This window comes from Neobacillus terrisolis (assembly GCF_051233475.1).
GTDB lineage: Bacteria > Bacillota > Bacilli > Bacillales > Cytobacillaceae > Bacillus_BU.
In genome coordinates this window covers 245,426-270,539 of record NZ_JBKFGH010000004.1, presented here as the reverse complement: position 1 = coordinate 270,539, position 25,114 = coordinate 245,426, and the positions used below count along the sequence as shown (strand labels likewise).

Sequence of the window (25,114 nt, the reverse complement as noted above, 5' to 3'; positions counted from 1 at the left end):
CATGCAGCTCCTTAATTTACTTTTGGACCATGCTCCATTTCCCAAAGCTTTTCAAAAAATGGCTGACCCTTTATGATATTTTCACAAAACTTATTATGTTTTGATGTCCACCCATATTTCGTATCCTCAAAAAGCTGTTCCCAAGCTTCTTCAAAGCTTAGCTGTTGAATATCCGAGTACAGCTCCGGCCGCCACTCTGTTAACCAATACCTTATTTCTGCCACGTTTTTAGAAGAATAAAGGTGGTCTAATGCCATAAATAACAGCTGTTTTAATTGACGTTCTTTTCGTGTTAACCCTCGCATTAACTCAGGATCTGGCGAGAGAATATGGAAATCCTTTTTGCTCTCTTTTTGCTCAAATGAATAGTTAATCACATCATGAGATTCAATCATTTCATAGACAAGTTGCTCTTGCCTTGGAATCAATCTACTCTTTCTAATTGGGATGTTATAGCCCATTGTATCAACGGCGAGAATTCCAGACCCATCCGTAATGACAAAGCTGTGGTCTAATTGAATTCTTTCATGATTTTTTCGCAAATAGGCCTTTTGATAAACATCATGCAATAGCTGCTGTGGAAGCTCAGATAAGTCATTTTCAATATAATGAAAAAGCACTGGATCAATTTTTAATAACGGCACTTGATCAAGCAGTTCGACTGCATCGTCTTTGCGCCACTCATGGAAATGACAAATATTATACCCGTTTTCTTCCCCTTCAAACCAGTTCACCCACACATCATGAAGATACAACATGAATTTACCCCTCACTTCAAGAAACTGTTGTTTGTCAATCAGTATGGGCAGGTAATAGTTAAATTATTCCTTAATTTCTATGGTTTAGCAGGTTATTCTTGCGGAAAATAAATGCTTAACGTAATAATGATAATCCCTATTGGAAAAAAATAACACTCAACACGTTGAGAAAGAAAAGTAACATACTCACTAAAGGTATAACCCAATGGTAATAGGTTTAAATAAAGGATGGCCGTCGTTCCTCCGGAGACCGCTAAACCAAAACCAACTAATGCCATGAAAACTCTAAATAAAAAGTCTTTTTCTTTAATCACGGGCTCATTTTCTTTTTCAAATAAAATCAAAATGATATTCCCTCCGGACTTGTCCATTTATAAAAAATATATGTTGGGAATTGGTTTTTATGAACGAAAGCCCACCCATCACACTCTGGATTAGTTTAAAAAAGCAATCTCTAAAAAGTCTTTTGCTTCGATTGTGAAGGAGGCTGGCTCAGTTAAGTTCCTACTTTTTTTGTATTTCTCGACAATCGTATAGCCTGCCGCATAACCAAGCATATTTGGAATTCCTTTGCCGCCAAACAGCAAGCGGTCATGCTGAGAGTCGTCTTTTTTTATTGTTAGGTTTTTTACCAAGTAACGCTCCCAAAATGTTTTGATTTTTGTATCAGGGTAAAGACGACACCATTTGGCTAAATAATCAGGCCCACAGTTATCTAGGACAGCAGCTTCAGCTAAGCCTTCGAGAATAATCGAGTCTAACAAGGTGTAGTTTTCGAGCGCTTTTTCTGTGTTCTTCATTCGGCAAACATGATGATATTCATGGACAAAAAGAGCTTCAATTTCTTTATAGGAGAGGGTTGGAGTGAGGAAAAGGAATAGCTTGTCATGAAATGAAACCCCTGATTTTTGGTTGGATGTTTGCTGAAAAAGATTTTGCCTATTAGCTATTGGAAATATATAGACGGGGATGTTTGGTCCATGCCACTTTTGCTGGTATTTTGTAAATATTTTTGAGGTAATGCTCCATGCACCTTTTTCTTTTAGTTGGATAAAGGTGTTTTCCGTTTGTTTGCTTGGCTTATACATACCAAATTTCTGTAAGTAGCGGTAAAAATGCAGTGGATTGGGCTGGAGTTTGGAGTTTTTGGCTCGATTTTGCTGCAGGATAAGCTTGATGATTTCGATTGGATCGAAAAAGTGGTCGTTCATCCATAAATCAGTATTGATTACCCCATTTTGTTCCCTCCAATAAAGCTTTTTTATTGAAAGTTTATGATTTGGAAGGCTAATCGGTGCTACCGTCCTAAAAAAACAAACTGACGAAACTTGATTTCGCCAGTTTGCTTCATTACCGTGCCACTATACGCTCAAATAGAGCACAATCAAAATTATCCTTGATACTTCTTAAAGGCGATCGTTGCGTTATGTCCGCCAAACCCTAATGAGTTGCTTATGGCAACGCTGATTTCCTTTTGTCTTGCTTTGTTTGGTACATAATCAAGATCACATTCTGGATCAGGTGTTTCTAAATTCATCGTTGGAGGGATTACGCCTTCTTTCAATGCTAGACATGTGAAGATTGCTTCAATTCCACCAGCTGCTCCTAGTAAGTGGCCAGTCATTGATTTCGTTGAACTAACTGCAACTTTGTATGCGTACTCACCAAATACCTCTTTGATTGCTGCAGTTTCGTACTTATCATTATAGCCTGTGCTCGTACCGTGAGCGTTGATGTAATCAACTTGTTCAGGAGTTAAGCCACCATCTGCAATGGCCATTTTCATTGCACGGGCTCCGCCTTCACCGCCTGGTGCTGGAGCAGTAACATGATAAGCGTCACCGGTTGCTCCGTACCCTACGATCTCCGCATAAATTTTTGCGCCACGAGCTAATGCATGCTCAAGCTCTTCTAAAATCACAATTCCGGCACCTTCACCAATGACGAAGCCATCACGATTCGCATCAAATGGGCGGCTTGCCGTTTGTGGATCTGGATTGGTAGAAAGAGCAGTATTTGCACAGAAACCTGCTACCGACATTCTAGTAATCGGAGCTTCTGCTCCACCTGAAACCATTACATCTGCATCGCCTCGTTGAATAACTTTAAACGCATCACCAATCGAGTTTGTCCCTGTTGCACACGCTGTTACGGTACAAGAATTGATTCCTTTAGCACCTAGCATGATGGAAACTTGACCTGCAGCCATATCTGGAATAATCATTGGTACGAAGAACGGACTTACACGTTTATATCCACGATTCAAGAAAGTTTCAAATTGGTTTTCAAAGGTTTCCATTCCACCGATACCAGAACCAATCCAAACCCCAACGCGCGTAGCGTTCTCATCATTAATTGTTAAATTAGCATCCTTCACAGCCATGGTTGATGCTGCTACAGCATAATGCGTAAAGCGATCCATTTTTCGTGCATCTTTTTTATCGATAAACGCTTCAATATTGAAGTCCTTTAACTCTGCGGCTACCTTTGCCGGATACTCATCCGCATTTAATCTTGTTAGCGGTCCAATTCCTGATACACCTGCAATCACATTGTTCCAAGTCGTTTCTGCGTCATTACCGAGCGGTGTTACCGCGCCGATGCCCGTAACGACAACCCTGCGTTTTTCCATTATTGTTGCAACTCCTTTTTCTAAGTATAAACTTTAATGAATTGCGATCCTTTATTTACCCCAGCGCAATGCAATAGCGCCCCATGTTAGACCTCCACCAAAACCAACCATGACAATCAAATCATCATCTTTAATTTTTCCTGCTTCCAATTCTTCAACAATCGAAATTGGAATCGAAGCGGCGGATGTGTTTCCGTATTTATTAACCGTTTTTGACATTTTCTCTTCTGGAAGTTCCAATCGCTGTCTTGAAGCCTCCATGATGCGAATGTTTGCTTGATGTGGAACAAGCATATCAACATCAGCTTTAGAAAGTCCAGCTTTCTCCAATACATTTACAGCACTTTCACCCATTTGACGAACAGCAAATTTGAAGACCTCGCGTCCGTTCATAATGATAAATTCATCTTGATATAAGTGCTTTCCACCAGTTCCATCAGCGCCAAGCTCAAAGGATAAGACCCCTCTTCCTTCAGAAACGGGCCCCATAACGACAGCACCGGCACCGTCACCGAATAAAACAGCCGTATTTCGGTCATTCCAATCGGTAATTTTAGATAGCTTTTCAACACCTACTACTAATACGTGTTTATAAGTGCCGCTTTCAATAAACTGCTTTGCTGTAACCATTCCATACATAAACCCTGCGCATGCAGCGCTTAAATCCATGGCAGCAGCCTTTTTCGCACCTAAACGTTCTTGAATGATGCAGGAAACAGTCGGGAAAGGCTGGTCAGGAGTAACTGTAGCAACTAGGATTAAATCAATTTCCTCAGGTGAAATGTTGGCATCCTCGATTGCCTTTAGTGCTGCTTCATAAGCCATGTCCGACGTATCCATTGAATCATCAGCGATTCTCCGTTCTTCAATTCCGGTCATTGTTCGGATCCATTCGTCGGATGTATCCATTCTTTGTTCCAATTCCTTGTTGGTTAAAATTCTTTCAGGCAAATATCTGCCTATTCCTTTTATCCCAGCGTTCATGGAAACATCTCCTTTTTATTTTGGCAGTGTTAAACTTGACTGTTGATTTCCGCTCCAGGCGCTTGCTTTCCGCGGGGCGGGCGGTGAGCCTCCTCGGAGCTAAAGCTCCTGTGGGGTCTCACCTGTCCCGCTGCTCCCGCAGGAGTCAAGCGCCTTCCACTCCAATCAACATTGTGTAAAAAATCAACACTGAGCTTTACACAGCCTTTATTTTAAAAAAATTCACGGTATATAATAGTATATATTATTATCAAATATTATGACTTGGTGCTAATTTTATCAAAAAATAAACTTCCTTTGCAACTATTTTTTACATGGCAGCCGCGATGGATTCAAGGATTCGGCCTGTTAATTTCTTGGCATTTAACCATACCAAATGATATTTAAAACATATCATAATGAATAATGCTTAAAAAATTGGAGGTATTATTCGTATGAGTAGAAATAAGGATTTACGAGAAGAAAGATTACACAATGATCCCTTTTCCCAGCTAATGTTTGGAAGGAAAGACCAGAAACAACCATCTTCTCTTTCAGCACAAAGCTTGCCCGGTAATCTTGAAAAGTACTTAAATGAGATTGATGTAAATCTTCTTTATGAAAATATTGATTTACTTATGACTACCGCAAAGCAGCTAAAGCCCTTATATGAACAACTTAGTCCCGTTATTATGCAATTTATTAAAAAAAATAAGTAGGGTAAATTAGTTGATTTCCGCTCCAGGTGCTCAGCGACCCAGCGGGGGAGTCCGGGAGCCTCCTCGGCGCTATCGCGCCTGTGGGGTCTCCCGTGACACCTTCTCCCGCAAAAGTCTCGCACCTGCAGCGAAGATCATCATAATTAACCATAAGAAAATCCATCAGAATTAAAAAGCTTTAACGCTGATGGATTTTCTTATTTTGACGGGAGCTTACCCGTTTCAATATAGGTCTCTATATCGGCATTAAGTTTTTCTTTAAACTTCGAATCAACAAGTCGGCTGAACTTACCTAAACTAATGACCCCATCTTGAAAATCGAAATAGGCGTTACCTGATGTTAATTTCCCGTCTACAAATTGCTGAGCAACCATCTCATAAAGTTTATCCACATGCTGAACTGTGCTTGTCAGAACAGTACTCTCGCCCAAATCTGATTGATCTGAAATATAACCAATTGCATAAATATTGTTTTCTTTGATTTTTTCGATCAGCGGAACATTATAGCCATCTCCAGCAGGATAAATGACATCGGTTTTGTCTTTTACCATGAGATCTAAAAGCTTTAATGCTCTTTGATCGTCATCCCAATGACCAACATAGCTTATCGTTACGCTCGCATCTTTATTTTCATAAAGTACCCCATCATAAAATCCCTCAACTTCGGGCTGCCACTCATATGCAGCGATAACACCAAGTTTATTTGTTTTCGTCATATGCCCGGCAACCATCCCGCCGAAAAAACCCATTGCATATGAGCTAAAATTTAAACTCGTCGTATTTTTTTGCTTCGCATCCCCATTAAAACTTACAAAATGGATATGAGGATATTGATCTGCTAATTCATTAAAGTACTCGGCATATTCATTTCCATGTCCAAAAATAAGGTTGACGTCTTTTTGATCAAACTCCTCCACAGCACGTTCAACAAGGTTTTTAGAGTTCATTCCTTCTTTATAAAAAACGTCAACATCAAACTTAGATTGAATCTTTAACATCCCTTTATAACCCTTTGTACCCCAAACTTGGTCATTAATCGTTTCCGGAACAAGTAATCCCACTTTATTCAATTTTCCTGTCCCAGCTTCCTGACCACATCCAGTAAGCAGATACGAGAGTAATATTAGAAATACTCCGAAACGTTTCAAGATTGATTGCAACTCCTTTTACGTTGACCAGTTAGTTATTGAACTAAGACAAGGAACCTATTTCGTCCCGGTTATTTCTTTAAATCACTTTCATTCTACCCTTACCAATCCGCGTTGAAAAGAGATTTTCTCGATTTGGCCCGTTAAACCTCAGACAAAAGACGCATTAACTGCTGTCTTTGCAAATTCAAGCCCTGTTGATAATCAATACTCGCACGAATTTCTTTACATAGGATATCAGCAGGGTTTTTCGCATTTTTCTTTTTAGTTGAATAATGGTCAGCATTAATGTTAAGGTATTCAGCACATTTTACCCACTGGTCGGTTTCTATGCTTTTTAAGAAGCAAGTGCAAATTGAATCCTCTTCAATAAGCCTTACAATTTCGCCTGCTGCATCCTCAACAAAGATAGCATCCAACATCGATTCCTTTTCATTCAAATGGAAATCCTTCATTTCCCTAGCATCCGTTAATAATACTTGTTGGAATAAATAATCGAACGGTTGCCATGGACCAAATAGTGTAGGTAAATAAATACTTTTATAGGGAATCTGCCATTCTTTCATCTTTTGAAGCGGATTAAGAAATGGTTCCGAAATCTCTTCCGAATCCATTAGCTGCAACGGCAGGATATAAAGAATAGTCGACCGTTGTAACCCTTCTTTTTGTGTTGCATAAACTTTTTCAAGTGATGCTTCGATTTGTGCGATTGATATTTCTGCATCTTTTTTCAAAAATAAATCAAATAACGAGATGATGATGACTGTTTTATCAGCTTGAAAAAAGGGGGAATCTGCCCATTGAGCTAAAGGGGTTTCAAAAAAGTTGGCATTTCGGCCAACCAAAAATCGTTTTTCCTCTAAAAAAACATCTTCTTTTTGATTAATGTGAATACAATCGACAGAATTCCCTTTTTCTAATAATGCTGTGCATAGGTAAAAACTGAGAAACTCATAACCCCCAACAATCATTATCTTGTCCATGCCATTTCCCCCTTGAGCAATCTTCTTAGTATCCTATGCTTGGGGAGTTTGGTTTATTTCTTCGTCCTTTTATTTATAATATTTGTTCACATTCATTAAAAAACTTAATGATATATTTATGAAGCTGTGTCCTTTTTTCAGGAAGAACATAGCATACTGAAATCGGAATCCCCTCATTTTCAGGGTTTATCGTTAATTGACTGGAAATACGGGATTGTTTATACGAACGGGGTCCATTCAAGATATGAATAATTTTCAAAGGGATGTTCGTAGGAAGCTCCGGTTCCCACTCCCCGTCGAGAAACAAATTCTCCACTTCGTTGACATTTATAGAATAAGCTGCAGCAATTTCCTTCAGCAGCTTTTTGTAAAAAAATTTATGTTCCTTTTCATGCTCTAATTGATTTTTCAAAGAATAAATCGGATTTAGCAGGACGATGGAACGAATATTTTCGTTCATTTCTTTTGCTAGTTTTAAGGCAATGAGCGCTCCCATCCCCTCGGCGACTATATGGATTTTTTCATTGAGAATTTCATGTCGGGTTATATAAAAATAAAGCTGTTTTGCCAGCTTCACCGCTTTTTCCGAACCCCAATTCCTCCCATACAAATTGGAGTAAAAAGCCGTATAACCGGTTTGTTTAAAATGATTGATGATGGTTAGTCGTCCTTCATTTTGAGTCCAAAAGCTACTGTCTTTCTCAACAAAATTTCTTTCATCTCCAATGATTAGGATACCGAAACCAGTAGGCTTGTAGGGAAAATGAACAAAATTCCATTCGGTATCCAATTGAAAGGTTCGGTTCTCCATAAAATAACCCCTTTTTAAAATTTGTACATAATAATGTATGAGAGAACACAAGAAATGAATGGGTAGAAAGCCCATTCATCCCAATGAAATGGTCTTTCGTAACACGAAGGGAGAAAAATGGCATTTATTAATTTGGATTGATATGGTAAGATGAGATGAGGAATACATATAGTAAGAGGTGATTCAAGTGAAATATTTTTGGACTTTATTTTGGACATTTATCCTTATTCAAATGGTCGTTTATGTTGGAAGTTCAATGATGGGGGTTGAATTTGATTTTAACACTGGTCTTATTATCACCCTTCCAGTAGCATTGTTACTTTACATCATCCCAGCTATTATCCCAAACGATCCAGTTGAAAAGCATTAATTATCTCTTCCATTATATTTAGAAGCTGATAAGATCTTCACTAATCTATAAAAAAAAAGCTGACTAGGCCTGCCTTAGTCAGCTTTTTTTCGTTTGTATCTTATAACTCGATGTCTAGTTTATTGTCCGTTAAGACAATTTTCACTTCCTTATCAATATTTATTTTTCCAGCAATAATGAGCCTTGCCAGTTTTGTCTCTACTTCACGCTGAATGAATCGCTTTAATGGCCGTGCGCCATAGACTGGATCAAAACCGTTTTCGGCAATATACTCTTTCGCCTCATTGCTCATCGTTAAGCGAATTTGCTGATCGGCTAATCGCTTTTGAAGCTCGGCGATCATTTTAACAACGATTTCTTTTATTTCTTTTAAGCCCAGAGGTTTAAACAATAATACTTCATCCACTCGATTTAAAAACTCTGGCCGGAAATGATTTTTCAAAGAGCCTAACACTTTTTCTCTTGTTTCAGGTGCAATCTCACCACTTTCCAACGCTTCATCAATTAATAAGTGGGAGCCCAGATTGCTCGTCATAATGATAACTGTGTTTTTAAAATCTACGGTCCGTCCATGGGAATCTGTGATTCTGCCATCATCTAACATCTGCAGCAAAATATTGAACACTTCCGGATGTGCTTTCTCAATCTCATCTAATAATATTACGCAATATGGTTTGCGTCTTACTGCTTCTGTCAGTTGTCCACCTTCCTCATACCCAACATATCCAGGAGGTGCCCCAATTAATCGGGAAACAGCATGCTTTTCCATATATTCTGACATATCAATTCGAATCATTTGCTCTTCACTATCAAATAATGCTTGAGCAAGGGTTTTGGCTAATTCCGTTTTCCCAACCCCCGTTGGTCCAAGGAAGATAAATGAACCGATTGGCCTATTTGGATCCTTAATACCCGCACGAGCCCTTAATACAGCATTGGAAACCAGTTCAATTGCTTCATCCTGGCCAATTACACGTTCATGAAGAATACTTTCAAGCCGTAACAGCTTTTCCCGTTCGCCCTCAACCAACTTCGTAATTGGTATACCTGTCCATCGCGCTACAATAGAGGCAATTTCTTCCTCGGTCACTTCTTCCCTTAATAGCTTCGTTCCTTGTTGGTCACTAACTTGTTGTTCAAGCTCCTTTAGTTGTTTTTCCGCTTCCGGAATTTTTCCGTAACGAAGCTCAGAAGCTTTATTTAGATCATAATTATTTTCCGCATCGGATAGCTCACGACGCAGCTTTTCAAGCAAGGCTCTTTGATCGCGGACCTTCTGAATGCCCTCTTTCTCTAGTTGCCATTGGGCTTTCATTGCATTTGCCTTATCCTTTCGTTCTGCAAGCTCTTTCTTCAACAGCTCTAAACGATTTTTGCTTTGAGGATCCAGTTCTTTTTGCAATGCCGCCTCTTCAATTTCGAGCTGCATTACCCGCCGAACGACTTCATCAATTTCAGTTGGCATCGAATCAATTTCTGTACGAATCATTGCACAGGCTTCGTCAACAAGGTCAATCGCTTTATCAGGAAGAAAGCGATCGGTTATATAGCGATCGGATAAGGTTGCGGCTGCAACGAGTGCTCGGTCATGGATATTGACGCCATGATGAATTTCAAATCGCTCCTTTAGACCTCTTAAAATCGAAATCGTATCCTCCACATCAGGTTCCTGAACAAGTACTTGTTGAAAGCGGCGTTCAAGCGCAGGGTCTTTTTCAATATACTTCCGGTGTTCATCTAAAGTAGTGGCTCCGATACAATGCAATTCACCACGAGCAAGCATCGGTTTAAGCATATTGCCCGCATCCATCGCCCCTTCAGTTTTCCCGGCACCTACAATCGTATGAAGCTCATCGATGAACAACAATATTTTTCCTTCACTTTTTTTCACTTCATTCAAGACAGCCTTAAGGCGTTCCTCGAATTCCCCACGAAATTTTGCTCCAGCAATCAATGCGCTCATATCAAGGGCAAAGATCGTTTTGTCCTTCAAGCCCTCTGGAACATCCTTTCGAACAATTCGTTGGGCCAGCCCTTCAACAATTGCCGTCTTCCCTACACCTGGTTCTCCTATTAATACTGGATTGTTTTTTGTTTTACGAGATAAAATTCTTATCACATGACGTATTTCACTGTCACGACCAATAACTGGATCGAGTTTACCGGTTTTTACTTCTGCAACCAAGTCCCTGCCGTATTTTTTTAAAGCATCGTAGGTTGCCTCAGGATTTTGTGAAGTCACCCTTTGATTCCCCCTAATTTCTTTTATAGCTGTTAATACTTTTTCTTTTGTTGCCCCTAATTCTGTTAAAATCTTTCCTGTTTCTGTCCTCGCATCAAGTGCGCCAAGAATAATATGTTCTATTGATAAATAATCATCCTTAAAAAGCTGCATAGCTTTTTCGGCTTCCGTCATGACTCGCTGTAAACCAGCTGTAATATAAAGATTCCCTTGAGCTACCCCGCTACCCGTAACTTTTGGTTTCTTATCTAAGGCTTTTTTCAGTTTTCCGGTAAAACTCTCTGCTGAACATTGGACTTTACTTAGTACGGAAGAAACCAAATTATCCTCAACTGCTAAGATGGCCAAAAATAAATGAATATCATCGACTTCTTGATGTTCATTTTGACGGGCAAGTGATTGACCTGACAGGAATGCTTCCTGAAGCCGCTCCGTCATTTTATTAAAATCCATCTTAATTCCTCCTTGTTCCCTGTTTGACCTTTTCTGACCTTTATGTATATTATATGCTTTTTTTTAAATAAAATAAAGCCATCCGGTGGGATGGCTTATAATTTTTAAGGTCTGCGCTGGAAAGACCAAATACGGTCATCATTTGAGTTTTCGGGGAACTTTTGTCCTGCTTTTAGGCGGATTCTTTTCGGATTATTGACAGTACTTCCTGTGTCCCCGATTTCAATATAGATTCCATTGTTCGGTGCTTTTTGTCCAGGCTTAAATTGTCTATTTTGACCCATTAGGAAAACCTCCTTGTGAATGGTTCATTAGCTAGTATTTCCGGGGTTGAGGTCAATCTTACGAGTTGTTTTTATCCAAAATTAGGTTTGCTTTGCTTCAGTTGAAGAAATATTAGGTCATTTTCGCACGATAAAACACATAAAACGCAAAAAGACCAATTCACAAAAGGAATTGGTCTTTACCATATTTACTTTAATTCTTTAATATTTCCACTAACAATGCCTTCTGGGCATGCAATCTGTTTCCAGCCTGTTCAAATACCAATGAGTTAGGACCGTCAATTACACTTGCGGTTACTTCCTCTTCTCTGTGTGCTGGTAAACAGTGCAAGAAAATATAATCCGGTTTTGCATTTGCTACTAAAGCATCATTTATTTGGAAACCATTAAATGCTTTTAATCTTATTTCGTTTTCCTCTTCCTGACCCATACTAGTCCAGACATCAGAATACACAACATCCGCATCTTTAATTGCTGCCACTGGGTCATTGGTGATCACTACGTTTGCTCCGCTCTCTGCAGCATAACCTAATACTGCCTCTGTGATGGCTGCATCCGGCTCATAGCCCTGAGGTGTTGCAACCGAAATGTCCATTCCCACTTTTGCACAGGCAACCATTAAAGAATGGGCTACATTATTACCATCACCGATGTAGGCTATTTTTAACCCAGTAAATTTCCCTTTCACTTCAAATACTGTCTGCAAATCGGCCAATGCTTGACATGGATGAGCAAGATCAGTAAGGCCATTAATAACAGGAATAGAAGCATGCTCAGCTAATTCCTCAATGATTGAGTGAGAAAAGGTACGAATCATGATGCCGTCAACATAATGGGATAACACCTTTGCGGTATCTGAAATCGGTTCTCCTCTTCCAATTTGCAAATCTTTGCTATTCATCACAATTGCTTGACCGCCTAGTTGAAGCATCCCCGCTTCAAAGGAAACTCTCGTTCTAGTGGATGATTTTTCAAAAATCATCCCGAGAATTTTCCCGGCCAAAGGCTTCCCATGGTCGGAGCCGGCAAGCTTTTCCTTCTTTAACACGATTGCTTTATCCACTAAAGCTTGAATCGTGTTTGGAGAAAGATCCATTAATGTTAATAAATCTTTTCCCTTTAATTCCGTATCAAGTACATTTGTTTGAATCATCCTACAGTCACATCCTTAAATATAGTTTGGTGCCAGTGACCAATCGATTGAACCTTCCAGTTTTTGACGGCAACAGCAGTTAAAAATGCTTTCATTGTTTCTTTTTCAGTAAACGTTGGAATCCGGTTTCTGGTCGCTTTTTGTCTTGCTAGGACATCGGCATCCTGTTTTTGGGTGTCATAGAAGGCAACCGTATTTTTATCGGCCAACTCTTCTTCAAGTTTCTCGGTTTGAACGATTTCGATATTCGCGTTCTTTGCAAGATCCTGAAGTTCAGAAATGTCATCCATCATGCTGCAGACAAGCTTGCCACCATTGATTTCTTTTTTCACATTGGCATGAAGCCATTTTGCCAATGCTTCCTCAACACTCGCTGCAATGCTGATTCCTTCACCGGTTGATTTCATTTCCGGACCAACTTTCGAGTCGAGGCCACGCATTGCATAATTTGAAAACACTGGGTATTTAATCGTAATGAACGGCAATGATACTGGCATGTTTGATTCTGATTGCTTCGACAAAGTTAATTTCCCGAGCAATATTTTTGTCGCAATTTGCACCAACGGCTTTCCGGTTACTTTACTTACAATCGGCACAGTCCGGCTCGCACGTGGATTAACCTCCAGAACTAAAACGTTTTCCCCATCAACAATAAATTGGATATTCATTAAGCCCTTATATTGAAGCTTTTTAACAATTTTTTCAGCATAGGATAGCATGAGCTTTTCTGTGTCTTGAGAAAAGCTTTGAGCTGGCAGAATCGACATACTATCACCAGAATGGACTCCGGTTTTTTCAATATGTTCGACGATGGTTGGTACTAAAATAGTTGTGCCATCAGCTGCCAGGTCAAGCTCTGCTTCTTGAGCATAAATGTATTGGTCAACAAGAATTGGATAAGTAACCGTACCACTCGCTAAAGTGCTCTCAAGCTCCTGTTGATTTTTCAGGATTTCCATTCCCTTTCCGCCAATGACGTAAGAAGGTCTTAGCAAAATCGGGAACCCTAAGCTGTTCACAGCTGCTAGTAGTTCTGATTTATTGTTCGCAATATCCCCACGTACGCGAGGAATCTCCAATTGATCAAGTAATTGATAGAAGAGGTCACGGTCCTCTAATAAGTCGATCATTTTCGAACTTGTTCCTAACAGGTTCACACCATACTGTTCTAACTCACCAGCTAAATTAAGGGCTGTCTGTCCCCCTAATTGAACAATGACATCAGTAATTTCTTCTGCATCCATCACATTTAATACCGATTCGATGGTTAATGGTTCAAAATAAAGCTTATCCGCGGTAGCAAAATCGGTACTTACTGTTTCCGGATTGTTATTGATCATGATTGTCTCAATATTTTCATCCTTTAATGCAAGCACACCATGAACGGAGCAATAGTCAAATTCAATTCCTTGCCCAATTCGAATGGGTCCGCTGCCAATGATCAACACCTTTTGTTTACCAGATGCAACCTGCTCATTTTCACCGCTATAGCTAGAATAATAATAGTTTGAAACGGAGTGGAATTCGGCTGCACATGTATCAACCATTTTATAAGCCGGGAAAATTTCCATCTCTTTTCGAATCGTACGGAATTCCTTTTCTGAAATCCCCCAAACTCTCGCGATAAACCGATCGCTGAATCCTTTTCTCTTGTATAACTGTAATTCTTCTTTTGTAATCGATTGTAAGCTAGTGCTTGCAATTTTCTTTTCAAGCTCAACAAGCTTTTTAAAGCGAATTAAGTAAAATAAATCAATTTTCGTATCTGCATGCAATTCATTAATATCTACGCCTCGGCGAAGCAGTTCAAAAATAACAAAAAGTCTTTCATCGGTTTGACCATTCATCATTTGCTTTAGTTCATCAACTGATTTTTCAGCCAAGCTTGGAAGTTTTAAATCTTCATTATCAATTTCTAACGAATGAATAGCCTTAAACAGGGATCGCTCAAAGTCGCGGTCAATTCCCATTACTTCTCCAGTAGCTTTCATTTGTGTTCCGAGCTTACGGTCCACCTGTGGAAATTTATCAAATGCCCATTTAGGGAACTTAACCACTATATAATCAAGGGCTGGTTCAAAGCTGGCAAACGTCTCACCTGTTACGGGGTTAATCAATTCAGACAGGGAGTAACCAACTGCTAATTTAGCCGCCATTCTGGCAATTGGATATCCGGTTGCTTTCGATGCCAGGGCGGATGAACGGCTGACCCTTGGATTTACTTCAATTAAATAATATTGCTTACTATTCGGGTCTAAGGCAAATTGAATATTACAGCCGCCAACAATCTTTAGGGCGGAGATAATTTTAACCGATGCAGTTCGAAGCATATGGTATTCATCATCGGTTAATGTTTGCGAAGGTGCGACAACAATGGAATCTCCTGTATGAATCCCAACTGGGTCGATATTTTCCATATTACATACAGTAATGCAGGTGTTCGTTGCATCCCTCATCACTTCATATTCTACCTCTTTAAAGCCAGCAATGCTCTTTTCAATTAAACATTGACCAATCGCACTTTCCTTAAGACCGCTTGTAACGAGGCTAATGAGTTCTTCCTGATTGTTGGCAATTCCCCCACCGGTACCTCCAAGTGTGTAGGCTGGACGAATGATAATCGGAAAACCAATTTCATTCGCGAAATCAACTGCCTCTTCTTGGGTATGAACAATGGTACTTTCCGGAACGGGCTCACCTAATTCATTCATAAGTGCACGAAAGGCTTCACGGTCTTCCCCTTTTTTAATCGAGTCAATTGAAGTTCCAAGCAGCTTTACGCCGTATTTTTCAATAATTCCTGCTTCACTCAAGTTAAACGCTAAGTTCAAACCGACCTGCCCGCCAATCGTTGCCAACATTCCATCAGGGCGTTCTTTAGCAATAATCTTTTCTAAGCTTTCTATTGTTAGCGGTTCAAAGTAGACTGAATCCGCACAAAATTCGTCCGTCATAATCGTTGCAGGGTTGTTATTAACGAGAATAACGCGGTAACCTTCTTCTTTTAGCGCCATACACGCTTGTGTCCCTGCATAATCAAATTCTGCGGCCTGGCCGATTACAATCGGACCTGAACCGATTACGAGAATGGATTTTATACTAGTGTCTTTAGGCATAAGTAGCTACTCTCCCGTTATTTGCTTTAACTAATTCAATAAATTCATCAAAGATGTACTCGCTGTCACTTGGACCAGGATTCGCTTCTGGGTGAAATTGAACAGTTCGAAGCGGCAGTGAATCATGAGTTAATCCCTCAACAGAACGGTCATGCAGGTTATAAAAACGAGTGGATAAACCTGTGCCGAATAGACTGTCTTCGTCCACCACATAGCTATGATTTTGTGAAGACATAAACACTTGATTTGTTGCAAGGTCACAAACTGGATGATTTGCCCCTCTATGTCCAAATGCAAGCTTGGTTGTGTTTGCTCCTAAAGCCAATGCGGTAAGCTGATGTCCAAGACAAATCCCTAACGTTGGAAACTTATAAAGAAGTTTTTTAATTTTTCCAAGCTCTGCCGGAATATCCTTTGGATCCCCAGGTCCGTTAGATAATAAAATCCCGTCTGGTTTTAACGATAAAATTTTCTCAAAAGTTGTATTGTAAGGAACAACTGTTACTTTACAATCACGGTTCACCAATGATGAAACGATTGAATGTTTAAAGCCAAAGTCAACGACCACAATGTGGTGTTCACCTGAACCAACTGTCTTAACTTCAGATGTTGATACAGCCTTGACCTTGCAATTTTTCTTTAATTCAATAGCTGAATCACTTTTTTCCTGCTTGGAAATAATCGCAGGCATAGAGCCATGGTCGCGAATTTTTTTCACGAGTGCTCTTGTATCAATTTGATCAAGCAACGGTATATCCCATTTTTCTAAGTATTGTTTCAAAGAATATTTCGCTTGATAGTGAAATACATCTTCATTCGCTTCGTATACAATTACACCAGCAACATGAGGCATTTCACTTTCAAAATCAGCCTCATTGATTCCATAATTCCCGATAAGCGGGTATGTGAATACAACGATTTGATCCTTGTAGGAAGGGTCTGTCAACACTTCCTGAAAGCCTGTCATTCCTGTATAAAAAACCACTTCGCCACATATTTCATCAAACGAAGTTTCGGTTTGCCATTTTCCTTCAAAAACTTCCCCACTTGATAATTTTAAAAATCCGCGCATTTTCACACCTCAAAGGTTTTTGTATAAATATATCATATTAATTAATATTTATACATTTTATTTTAAAAAATTAGGCCTTAACGGCGTCGTTGTTTTTTTGCATAATCGAAGTCAAGATCTGCACCGCTTCATCCATTTCACTTTTTAATACTGTTAAAGGTGGTAACAAGCGAATTACTTTTTCACCTGCTTGCAAAACAATTAAACCATTTTTTCGAAGTTCGGCTAACACTGGTGCAACATTGAAACTGCATTCAATCCCAATCATGAGTCCAAGTCCACGGATGTCATGAACGAAAGGTAATTTTCCAAGTTGATCATTTAGTTGATTGATTAAATAATTCCCTTTTTCGATTACTTCTTCTAATTGCTCTCGTTGAAAAATAGCTTCCATTGTAGCAATAGCTGCTGCAATCGAAATTGGATTCCCGCCAAACGTAGAACCGTGACTTCCGGGTCCAAAGTATTCTCCAAGCTTTTCTTTTCCTATAACAGCACCGATTGGGAAGCCGCTTCCTAATCCTTTAGCTGCTGTAACAATGTCTGGCTGTAATCCAAAATGCTGAAACGCAAACGGTTTGCCCGTACGGCCAATCCCTGTTTGAATCTCATCTATCACAAGTAAAGCTCCATATTTCTGGCATAACGCCTCTATTTCATTAAAAAATTCTTGGTCACCGATATGAATGCCGCCTTCTCCTTGAACAACCTCAAGCATGATTGCTGCGACATCCTCACCCATTGCATTTTTCACAGCTTCAACATCATTATAAGGCACATAGACAAAAGTTTCGAGCATTGGCCCATATCCATGTTTAATTTTATCTTGACCGGTAGCGGACATCGTCGCAAATGTACGTCCATGGAATGAATTAATAAACGTAATAATTTTCGTTCTGCCGGTTGCTTTTCGAGCCAGCTTAATCGCACCTTCGTTTGCTTCTGCACCACTATTTGCAAAAAACACACGATCCATTCCAGCAACTTGTGCCAGTAGTTGGGCTGCTTTCTCTTGCTTAGAGCTAGTGAACAGATTTGACACATGCCAATATTGATTTAATTGAGTCAGCACTGCTTCTTCTACTTGTTTTGGTCGATGTCCAAGGTTACATACACCAATTCCAGAAGTAAAGTCTAAATACTTTTTGCCACAGACATCGGTCATCCAGCTTCCGGATGCTGTAGCAGGTTCAATTTCCCAGCGTCCATAGGTTTGAAATAAATTACTCATTTTATCATCGGCTCCTTTTTCATTATGCTAGTGCCGCGCCATTTTCCTTTATTGTAAAATGGATTTTTCCCGGAGACAATCATCACGCTCTCGACCCCTTTGTCAACGGCAGCTAAAGCCGATTGAACCTTCGGAATCATTCCTCCGCTAATTTCTCCATTTTCAATATATGTGTTGATTTCATTTTCGTTTAGGCTCTCAGCAAGATTCCCCTCAATAAGAACACCGTCAACATTGGTAACAAATAAGCATTGTTCCGCATCCAATGCCTTGGCAACAGCAGCAGCAGCATAATCGGCATTAATATTTAATTTTTCACCATCAACTGAAATCCCGATTGGCGTTATGACAGGAATATAATCGTCACGAACTAATAAGCGAATCAGTTGATCATTTACACTCGTAATTTCTCCAACAAACCCAAGTTCATCGCGATTTACAAATGTGGCGGTCAATAGTTTGGCATCACTGCCATTTATACCTAATGCTTTAAATTGATTTTCTTCTAGTAATGAAACAAGCTTCCGATTCGTCTGACCTGCAAGTGTTAATTCAACAACCTTTAATGTATCAAAACCGGTCTTTCTTAACCCGTTCCGAAACTCAGGCTGAACATTGTATAAGGCAAGCATGTCGTTAATGTCAGGTCCTCCACCGTGCACAAAAACTAGCTTATATCCCTCTTTTTGTAATTCGGCCAGACTTGAGAAAAAACCAGAAGACACTTCATCCAAAACGCTTCCGCCACATTTTACAACCACTATTTTCATACCTTACTCTCCCTACCCCTTATGAGCGATAACTTGCATTGATTTTAATATAATCATAAGATAAATCGCAGCCCCAAGCTTTCCCTTTTCCAGGACCTACATGAAGATCAACCAAGATCTTTACAAAATCACCCTTAAGATAATCTAGTGCTTCTTCTTCGGAAAATTTACACGGTTCACTTTTCTCGAGCATCTTAATAGGTCCGATGGCGACATCCACTGTTTCTGGGTTTAATTGGGCCTGGCTTTGACCGATTGCTCCGATAATTCTGCCCCAGTTGGCATCTGCCCCATAAATCGCCGTTTTGACTAAACTTGAGCCAATAATCTGCTTAGCCACCCAACGAGCTTCTGAATCATTTACTGCACCATTTACTTCAACCTCAACTAATTTCGTTGCTCCTTCACCATCTTTGGCAATTTGCTTCGCTAAACTTTCACAGCTCATCCGCAGAAGCTGAACAAAGGTACTCCATTCCGGATGTTCCGGAGATAGTGAATGATTTTCAGCCATTCCATTTGCCATAACAAGTACCATATCGTTTGTCGATGTATCACCATCAACGGTAATTTGATTAAAGGTTTGGTTAATTACTTGTTTTAATGCTGTTGATAAAGATTCTGATGAAATGTTTGCATCTGTTGTTAAAAATGCCAGCATGGTCGCCATATTCGGATGGATCATACCTGATCCCTTCGCTGTTCCGCCCACCGTAACGGTCTTTCCATCAATAACCGCTGAGTAACAGCACGTTTTCATCACTAAATCAGTGGTTAATATCGCTGTTTGAAAGGCCTCCGCGTCCTCTGATGAACTTCCAAGTGTTAACTTGGCTAATCCCTGTTCAACTTTCTCCATATTGAGATATTCACCAATAACACCTGTTGATGCTACAGCAACATACGTATCTTTCACACCAAGCTTTTCAGCGGTTAGTGCTCTCATTTTCAGAGCATCCTCGTACCCTTGAGACCCCGTGCAAGCATTTGCACAACCGCTATTAACAACAACAGCCTGTAGAATGCCTTCACTTGCTATGCTTTCTTGGGTAACCTTAATTGGTGCTGCTTGAAAAAGGTTGGTTGTATAGACTGCTGCACTATTCGCTTCCTTTTCACTGAAAATAACGCCTAAATCGAGCTTCGTATATCGTATTCCCGCAGCTACCCCAGCTGTGTGGAATCCAAGTGGAGTCACAATACTCCCTTTTTCTACTGTTGTGATTTTATCCTGTTCCGATAAAATTTGCATTTACTATAATCCTCCTTAAGGAAACAAAGGGATAAACTCTAATCCCTTACTTTCATCTAATCCGTTCATAATATTGGCGTTCTGAATCGCCTGCCCTGCTGCGCCTTTAATGAGATTATCGATTACAGAAACAATTGTCAGCCGGCCTGTTCGTTCATCGACATGCAAACCGATATGACAGAAATTTGAACCACTCACTTCTTTTATTTCAGGGAAATTCCCTTGTGGACGAATTTTAACAAATGGAGAATCTTTATAAATTTCCCTATACAGTTCAATGATGCTTTCTGTTGTATAGGTCTCAGTAAGCTTGACATAGATCGTCGACATAATTCCTCTTGTAATTGGTAGCAGGTGCGTGTTAAAGCTAATTGGACCAACATTATCGTTCCAAATTCGTAACTGCTGTTCGATTTCAGGAATATGTTGATGTTCATTTACTTTATAGATTCTTAGATTCTCATTTATTTCTGAGAATATCAGTTTTTTAGAAGCCGAACGGCCTGCACCCGATGCACCGGATTTCGCATCAATAATGATCATGTTAGGATCAATAATCTTCTCCTGGACTACAGGGGCAAGCCCCAGTAAGGTTGCAGTCGGATAACAACCCGGATTGGATAAAACCGTTGCATTGGCAATATTCGATTTATTCCATTCTGTTAACCCGTAAACCGCTTTAGCCAAAATGTCATCACTAACAGGTTCATGTTTATACCACTTTCGATATTCATCACTTTCTAAACGTAGATCACCGGATAAATCAACAATTTGAATCCCCTTATCCACAAAAGCTGGAACTAGTTTACTGGATACTCCAGATGGCGCGGCGATGAAAACAATATCTGAATGCTTCGCAATTTTTTCTGGATCTATATGTTCAAGATTAATATCTGTTATTCCGTTCAAATGCGGAAATTCTTCATTTAATGGAATTTCCTCCCTGGTCGTATGAACTGAATGTATATTGAATACAGGGTGATGATATAAGAGCCGAAACAGTTCTCCACCACCATATCCAGTCGTTCCTATAATCGATACATTCATATTGCTCCCCCTAATAAATCTTGTATATTTAATCATATTTACTTATATTTATAAATCGATGTTTCTACTATTATAAAAATTTAGCAACATAAAATCAATAACTTTTTAAATATTATGTGAACGTATCGTTAAACCATTGATTGTTTGTCATAGTTTACAATATAATTATGTTGATATAATTACTAAGTGGGTAACCTTGTATTTTTATAAATATCTTTAGTCAAATTGCTTATATCATTGCTATATAATAAAAATGAATTCACGCTGCCAGGGAAGATGATGAAACTCCATTTTACTTGCATCTAAAAGGTGGTAATCACATGCAAACAATCATGCAAATTTCAACAGAGTTAGGTAAATTGTTTCAATCTATCCATCATATACAAAAGATCGAGAAAGGGACTTTTCTATTTCAGGAGGACACACCTGCTAATGAACTCTACTTCATCCAAAGTGGGAAGGTTCAAGTAAGTAAAAGCAGTCCTGACGGTCGAGATTTAACACTTAGAATGTGTTCTCAAGGTGATTTAGTGGGTGAACTTTCACTGTATAATCCAGCACAAAAATATATGCTAAATGGAAAAGTGGTGGAAAGCGGTGAAGTAGCCATTATCTATAAGCATCTTCTCGAGGACAAACTTGAAAAGAATCATTCGCTTGCCCTGGAGTTTATTAAGTGGATGAGTCTTCAGCATCAAAAAACTCAAACAAAATTTCGCGACCTGATTTTAAATGGTAAAAAAGGGGCTATGTATTCTACGTTAATCAGACTGGCAAATAGCTATGGTGAAAAAACGAAGGATGGAATTCTCCTCAATATTAATTTAACCAATCAGGAATTAGCTAATTTTTGTGGTACGTCCCGGGAAGTAGTGAATCGGTTCTTAAGTGAACTAAGGAAAAATGGGGTTATTTCTATCGATAAAGGAATGATCACCATCTTTGATCTGCATTATTTAAAAACAGAAATCGAATGTGAAAACTGTCCAATTGAAATATGTAATATTTCATAGTAAAGCAAAAGAGGCGCGACATGTCGGCCTCTTTTTTTGTCCATTTTGATTGCAATGAGTTGGTGGCGGACATAGGATCTTTATTTTGATTGCAATGAGTTGGTGGCGGACATAGGATCCTCTATTTTCACAAAAATGGTTGTTTTGACAGGCTAAGCGGACACCAGATCCCTTATTTGATCATAAATCGGCATTATTCAGTGGTTTTTATCCAAATAAGGGATCCTGTGTCCTCTTAAGTCTAGAAAACAGGTTATTTTATCAAAATAAGGGCCTCTGTGTCCGTTCAAATTAACCTAGCTTTTAAATCACAATGGCAACAACGATAAAAATAAAGAAAATGGCTGCATTAACAATCTCATATATGCCAACTTGCTTTGCAGAGTACGGTTTCCCATACATATAGAAGGCTCTAACTAAACTAGGAATAAAAGCGAGCGCCACAATCCATTCTCCCAACAGAAGCCATAGGATAGGAGCCACAACGTGGAACCCCCATGAAATCCACTTAAACGCAAGATTCTTCTTTTCCCTAATCATTGTTTTTACATAAAAAGTACTGCCTGTGAAAAAAAGAATGGATGCTGCAAAGATAAGAATCGTTTCTGCACTTATACTACCGTTGTATAAATAACTGCTGGCCAAGCCGGCGATCGAAAATGTAAGGATGGCACTAATATCATTTAAAAAAGCACGGTCATTGTTTTTACTAGAATAATAGGCATTGATTATAAAGAACGGAATCATCAATAAACCGAAATAAACGATTGTGGGCCGCGTAAAAAGAACAACCAACAATAGACCCAAAGCCGGAGTCATATAAATCAATGTCCACTTTGTATAAAATTGGATTTTTTTCTTCTTAAATAATAACAGCATAGGATACGTTGCTAAATATAAAAACAGCCAGCCAAAAAAGAATGGAATATGATGCCATAAAAAACCAGAAGCGGCTACACCGAGCCAAAATGGAATAATTAGCATGGCCCATGCCCCATGTTGTTTCGGTAAAAATAATTGCATGGTTCTCACTCCTTCACTATTGCTAACCTAACTATATGAAAATACCATATTACAATAAGTGAACCTCGTCACTCCACACACAAAAAATGAAGGCAATCTCCGCGATTGCCTTCATTTTGTAATATTTGATTTTTGGCCCTTACTTAAACCCGCTCATTAAGAAATTCTTCAACCAGAACAAACCGTTTTCATCATTAATATGAAAACAAGGAAGGTCTGTTTTAATCGAAGCCAATAGACTGTGATCCCAGTAAAATACAACGATAATATTCGTTAGGTTGGTAAGAAGCTCCACATCGTTTTGGTCACGCACGATCACGGCTTTCGGAAAATCGGCGCGCTTATGGCCTTCAATGATAATCATATCGGGATCAAAAAAACTCAGCAGCCTGATTTGCTCTTGGAGGGTCCAAACGGCTTGTTCGGCTTGGAGGAGAATTCGTCCCTCTCCTTCAACAACAGAGGCTAATGCCCCAGCGTAAATATGCTCACTAGAATCTTTTTCATTTAAAAGATCTGGACGTCCGCCATGACCGTGATGCTTCAAGGTTACAACCTTGAATTGTTCCTTACTCAGTTGGCGTACCAACTTCGTTATAAACGTTGTTTTCCCACTATTGGAATAGCCTGAGATTTGAAAGATGATTGGATCACCATGGCCACTCACTTCCGGTCGTGTCCTCAAGCAACAAAACCTCCACTTCTGTTCCGGCCTCGTACCCTCTTGTTCCACCTGGCAAAATCATTAACGAATTGGCTCCAGCCAAACTCATCACGATATTGGATTTATCTAATCCGCTCGGTGCTGCAACAAGGCGGCCATCTTTCACCGTTACCGAACTTCTTACAAATCGAGTAAATGGATTAGCCTTTGGAAAATCCACCTCTAAGATGGCTTTTTCTTTTCGGAGGTGCGGCTTTTCTGAAAACAGGAACGTCCTAATTATTGGACGGGCAAATAATTCGAAACCAACATAACATGCAGATGGATTTCCTGAGAGGCCAAATAACAGTTTACCGTTAAATTGAGCTACGGTCGTAACGCTGCCCGGTCTCATCGCCACCTTATTAAACAGGACTTCTGCCCCCATTTTCTCGTATATTGCTGGCATAAAGTCAAAATCACCGACTGAAACACCACCGGTCGTTAAGAGTAAATCCACCTTACTTAACGCTGATGTTACCGCCTCATAGCATGTATCAAAATCATCTGGAAGTTTTCCGAAATAAGAAACCTCTGCTCCTGCCCGATCGATTTGTGCAGAAATCATATAGGAATTACTGTTTCGAATTTTCCCAGGCTCAAGTGGTTCATCTACCTCTAGTAGTTCCGTACCAGTTGCAAACAGGCCGACGATTGGTTTTTTCGAAACGGGAACCTGCGCATAACCAAAGGTCGCGAGCATCGCTTGAATACCAGGATTAATCAATGTTCCTTTTTTTACAAGGACTTCACCTTTATTGGCATCCTCCCCAGTAAACGAGACATTGTCCCCCGGCTTATAAGAGCGCTTGATGGAAATGAAATTCTTCCCATCTTGCACAAATTCTTTTGCAAGTTCAAGCATGACAACTGCGTCACTTCCATCAGGCATTTGGGCACCCGTCATAATTCTTACTGCTTGATACGGGCCTAATATCTTGGCAGATACTGCTCCAGCTCCAATATGATCAATTACTTCAAATTCTACAGGATGATCAAGGGAAGCTGCTTGAGAATCAATCGAGCGAATCGCAAAACCATCATAAGGGGCTCGATCAAAATGTGGTACATCGCTTGTTGCGATTAAATCCTCCGATAAAAATCGATTGTGACTTTCAAAAATTGACACATATTCCGTTAATCCATTTCTTTTATACTTCATCACTTGACCAACAGCATCAGCAATTGGAATGGGTATTCTACGATCCAACATTCTTTTCAACTCCTATGTTTAAACAAGCTTGCTTATGTATTGAAATATCTCTAGTTTTCACCATCTGCCATATCATTATAAGCCTATCAAGTTGTTCGTCAACATGAAAAACATCACAAATTGAGATATTTTCTCACTAAAGACCCATATTCCTGTAA

The 25,114-nt window shown here is 39.5% G+C and carries 23 protein-coding genes; 3 read left to right on the top strand and 20 right to left on the bottom strand.

Going from position 1 to position 25,114, the window contains the following annotated elements; genetic code table 11:
* Positions 1-11: 11 nt before the first annotated feature.
* The 5 genes from ACI48O_RS03390 to ACI48O_RS03370 all read right to left on the bottom strand — a co-directional run bounded on the left by ACI48O_RS03390 (position 12) and on the right by ACI48O_RS03370 (position 4,374).
* Positions 12-758: a YjbA family protein gene (locus tag ACI48O_RS03390; RefSeq protein ID WP_435560300.1), complete on the bottom strand. Its 747-nt coding sequence runs from the start codon at positions 756-758 to the stop codon at positions 12-14.
* 92 nt (positions 759-850) lie between these two features.
* Positions 851-1,102, bottom strand: coding sequence for a YuzI family membrane protein (locus tag ACI48O_RS03385; RefSeq protein ID WP_435560299.1), 252 nt, complete (start codon positions 1,100-1,102; stop codon positions 851-853).
* A gap of 90 nt (positions 1,103-1,192) precedes the next feature.
* Positions 1,193-1,969 carry a DUF2268 domain-containing putative Zn-dependent protease gene (locus tag ACI48O_RS03380; protein WP_435560298.1) on the bottom strand — a complete coding sequence of 259 codons (777 nt, stop codon included), beginning with the start codon at positions 1,967-1,969 and terminating at the stop codon, positions 1,193-1,195.
* A 179-nt stretch (positions 1,970-2,148) separates the two neighbouring features.
* Positions 2,149-3,390, bottom strand: coding sequence for a beta-ketoacyl-ACP synthase II (gene fabF, locus ACI48O_RS03375; protein WP_435560297.1), 1,242 nt, complete (start codon positions 3,388-3,390; stop codon positions 2,149-2,151).
* Positions 3,391-3,441: 51 nt separating this feature from the next.
* Positions 3,442-4,374: a beta-ketoacyl-ACP synthase III gene (locus ACI48O_RS03370; RefSeq protein ID WP_435560296.1), complete on the bottom strand. Its 933-nt coding sequence runs from the start codon at positions 4,372-4,374 to the stop codon at positions 3,442-3,444.
* Between the two features lie 434 nt (positions 4,375-4,808).
* Between ACI48O_RS03370 and ACI48O_RS03365 the strand changes: the two genes are divergently transcribed.
* Complete coding sequence (locus tag ACI48O_RS03365) at positions 4,809-5,072, top strand: hypothetical protein (protein WP_435560295.1); 264 nt, start codon at positions 4,809-4,811, stop codon at positions 5,070-5,072.
* 197 nt (positions 5,073-5,269) lie between these two features.
* Here ACI48O_RS03365 and ACI48O_RS03360 read toward each other — a convergent pair whose 3' ends face one another.
* From ACI48O_RS03360 to ACI48O_RS03350, 3 genes are all read right to left on the bottom strand, one after another.
* Positions 5,270-6,223, bottom strand: a complete 954-nt coding sequence (locus tag ACI48O_RS03360; RefSeq protein ID WP_435560413.1) for a BMP family ABC transporter substrate-binding protein — start codon at positions 6,221-6,223, stop codon at positions 5,270-5,272.
* 140 nt (positions 6,224-6,363) lie between these two features.
* Positions 6,364-7,203 (bottom strand): Rossmann-fold NAD(P)-binding domain-containing protein, encoded by an 840-nt coding sequence (locus tag ACI48O_RS03355; protein WP_435560294.1) that lies wholly within the window; start codon positions 7,201-7,203, stop codon positions 6,364-6,366.
* A gap of 73 nt (positions 7,204-7,276) precedes the next feature.
* Positions 7,277-8,014, bottom strand: coding sequence for a hydrolase (locus ACI48O_RS03350; RefSeq protein ID WP_435560293.1), 738 nt, complete (start codon positions 8,012-8,014; stop codon positions 7,277-7,279).
* Between the two features lie 187 nt (positions 8,015-8,201).
* Here ACI48O_RS03350 and ACI48O_RS03345 point away from each other — a divergent pair, with 187 nt between their 5' ends.
* Positions 8,202-8,384 carry a YjzD family protein gene (locus ACI48O_RS03345; protein WP_435560292.1) on the top strand — a complete coding sequence of 61 codons (183 nt, stop codon included), beginning with the start codon at positions 8,202-8,204 and terminating at the stop codon, positions 8,382-8,384.
* Between the two features lie 100 nt (positions 8,385-8,484).
* On the opposite strand, the gene clpB is transcribed toward ACI48O_RS03345, so the two are convergent.
* From clpB to argC, 9 genes are all read right to left on the bottom strand, one after another.
* Positions 8,485-11,079 (bottom strand): ATP-dependent chaperone ClpB, encoded by a 2,595-nt coding sequence (clpB, locus tag ACI48O_RS03340; RefSeq protein ID WP_435560291.1) that lies wholly within the window; start codon positions 11,077-11,079, stop codon positions 8,485-8,487.
* Between the two features lie 104 nt (positions 11,080-11,183).
* On the bottom strand, positions 11,184-11,363 hold the full coding sequence (locus tag ACI48O_RS03335; protein WP_435560290.1) for a YjzC family protein: 180 nt from the start codon (positions 11,361-11,363) through the stop codon (positions 11,184-11,186).
* Positions 11,364-11,556: 193 nt separating this feature from the next.
* Positions 11,557-12,516 carry an ornithine carbamoyltransferase gene (gene argF, locus ACI48O_RS03330; protein ID WP_435560289.1) on the bottom strand — a complete coding sequence of 320 codons (960 nt, stop codon included), beginning with the start codon at positions 12,514-12,516 and terminating at the stop codon, positions 11,557-11,559.
* On the bottom strand, positions 12,513-15,632 hold the full coding sequence (locus ACI48O_RS03325; protein ID WP_435560288.1) for a carbamoyl phosphate synthase large subunit: 3,120 nt from the start codon (positions 15,630-15,632) through the stop codon (positions 12,513-12,515). Before ACI48O_RS03325 ends, argF begins: the two co-directional genes overlap by 4 nt.
* On the bottom strand, positions 15,625-16,704 hold the full coding sequence (locus ACI48O_RS03320) for a carbamoyl phosphate synthase small subunit (protein ID WP_435560287.1): 1,080 nt from the start codon (positions 16,702-16,704) through the stop codon (positions 15,625-15,627). Before ACI48O_RS03320 ends, ACI48O_RS03325 begins: the two co-directional genes overlap by 8 nt.
* 70 nt (positions 16,705-16,774) lie before the next feature.
* Positions 16,775-17,935 (bottom strand): acetylornithine transaminase, encoded by a 1,161-nt coding sequence (locus ACI48O_RS03315; RefSeq protein ID WP_435560286.1) that lies wholly within the window; start codon positions 17,933-17,935, stop codon positions 16,775-16,777.
* On the bottom strand, positions 17,932-18,705 hold the full coding sequence (gene argB / locus ACI48O_RS03310; RefSeq protein WP_435560285.1) for an acetylglutamate kinase: 774 nt from the start codon (positions 18,703-18,705) through the stop codon (positions 17,932-17,934). The genes ACI48O_RS03315 and argB overlap by 4 nt, the downstream gene beginning before the upstream one ends.
* Before the next feature lie 19 nt (positions 18,706-18,724).
* Complete coding sequence (gene argJ / locus ACI48O_RS03305) at positions 18,725-19,957, bottom strand: bifunctional ornithine acetyltransferase/N-acetylglutamate synthase (RefSeq protein ID WP_435560284.1); 1,233 nt, start codon at positions 19,955-19,957, stop codon at positions 18,725-18,727.
* A 15-nt stretch (positions 19,958-19,972) separates the two neighbouring features.
* Positions 19,973-21,004 (bottom strand): N-acetyl-gamma-glutamyl-phosphate reductase, encoded by a 1,032-nt coding sequence (argC, locus tag ACI48O_RS03300; protein WP_435560283.1) that lies wholly within the window; start codon positions 21,002-21,004, stop codon positions 19,973-19,975.
* A gap of 320 nt (positions 21,005-21,324) precedes the next feature.
* Here argC and ACI48O_RS03295 point away from each other — a divergent pair, with 320 nt between their 5' ends.
* Positions 21,325-22,017, top strand: coding sequence for a Crp/Fnr family transcriptional regulator (locus ACI48O_RS03295; RefSeq protein WP_435560282.1), 693 nt, complete (start codon positions 21,325-21,327; stop codon positions 22,015-22,017).
* Positions 22,018-22,320: 303 nt separating this feature from the next.
* Here ACI48O_RS03295 and ACI48O_RS03290 read toward each other — a convergent pair whose 3' ends face one another.
* The 3 genes from ACI48O_RS03290 to ACI48O_RS03280 form a co-directional block, all read right to left on the bottom strand.
* A complete protein-coding gene (locus tag ACI48O_RS03290; RefSeq protein ID WP_435560281.1) occupies positions 22,321-23,040 on the bottom strand; it encodes a YwiC-like family protein in 720 nt (239 codons plus the stop codon).
* 139 nt (positions 23,041-23,179) lie between these two features.
* Positions 23,180-23,725 (bottom strand): molybdopterin-guanine dinucleotide biosynthesis protein B, encoded by a 546-nt coding sequence (mobB, locus tag ACI48O_RS03285; RefSeq protein ID WP_435560280.1) that lies wholly within the window; start codon positions 23,723-23,725, stop codon positions 23,180-23,182.
* Entirely contained in the window at positions 23,691-24,956 is a 1,266-nt protein-coding gene (locus tag ACI48O_RS03280) for a molybdopterin molybdotransferase MoeA (protein WP_435560279.1), read from the bottom strand. The genes mobB and ACI48O_RS03280 overlap by 35 nt, the downstream gene beginning before the upstream one ends.
* Between the last annotated feature and the right edge of the window lie 158 nt (positions 24,957-25,114).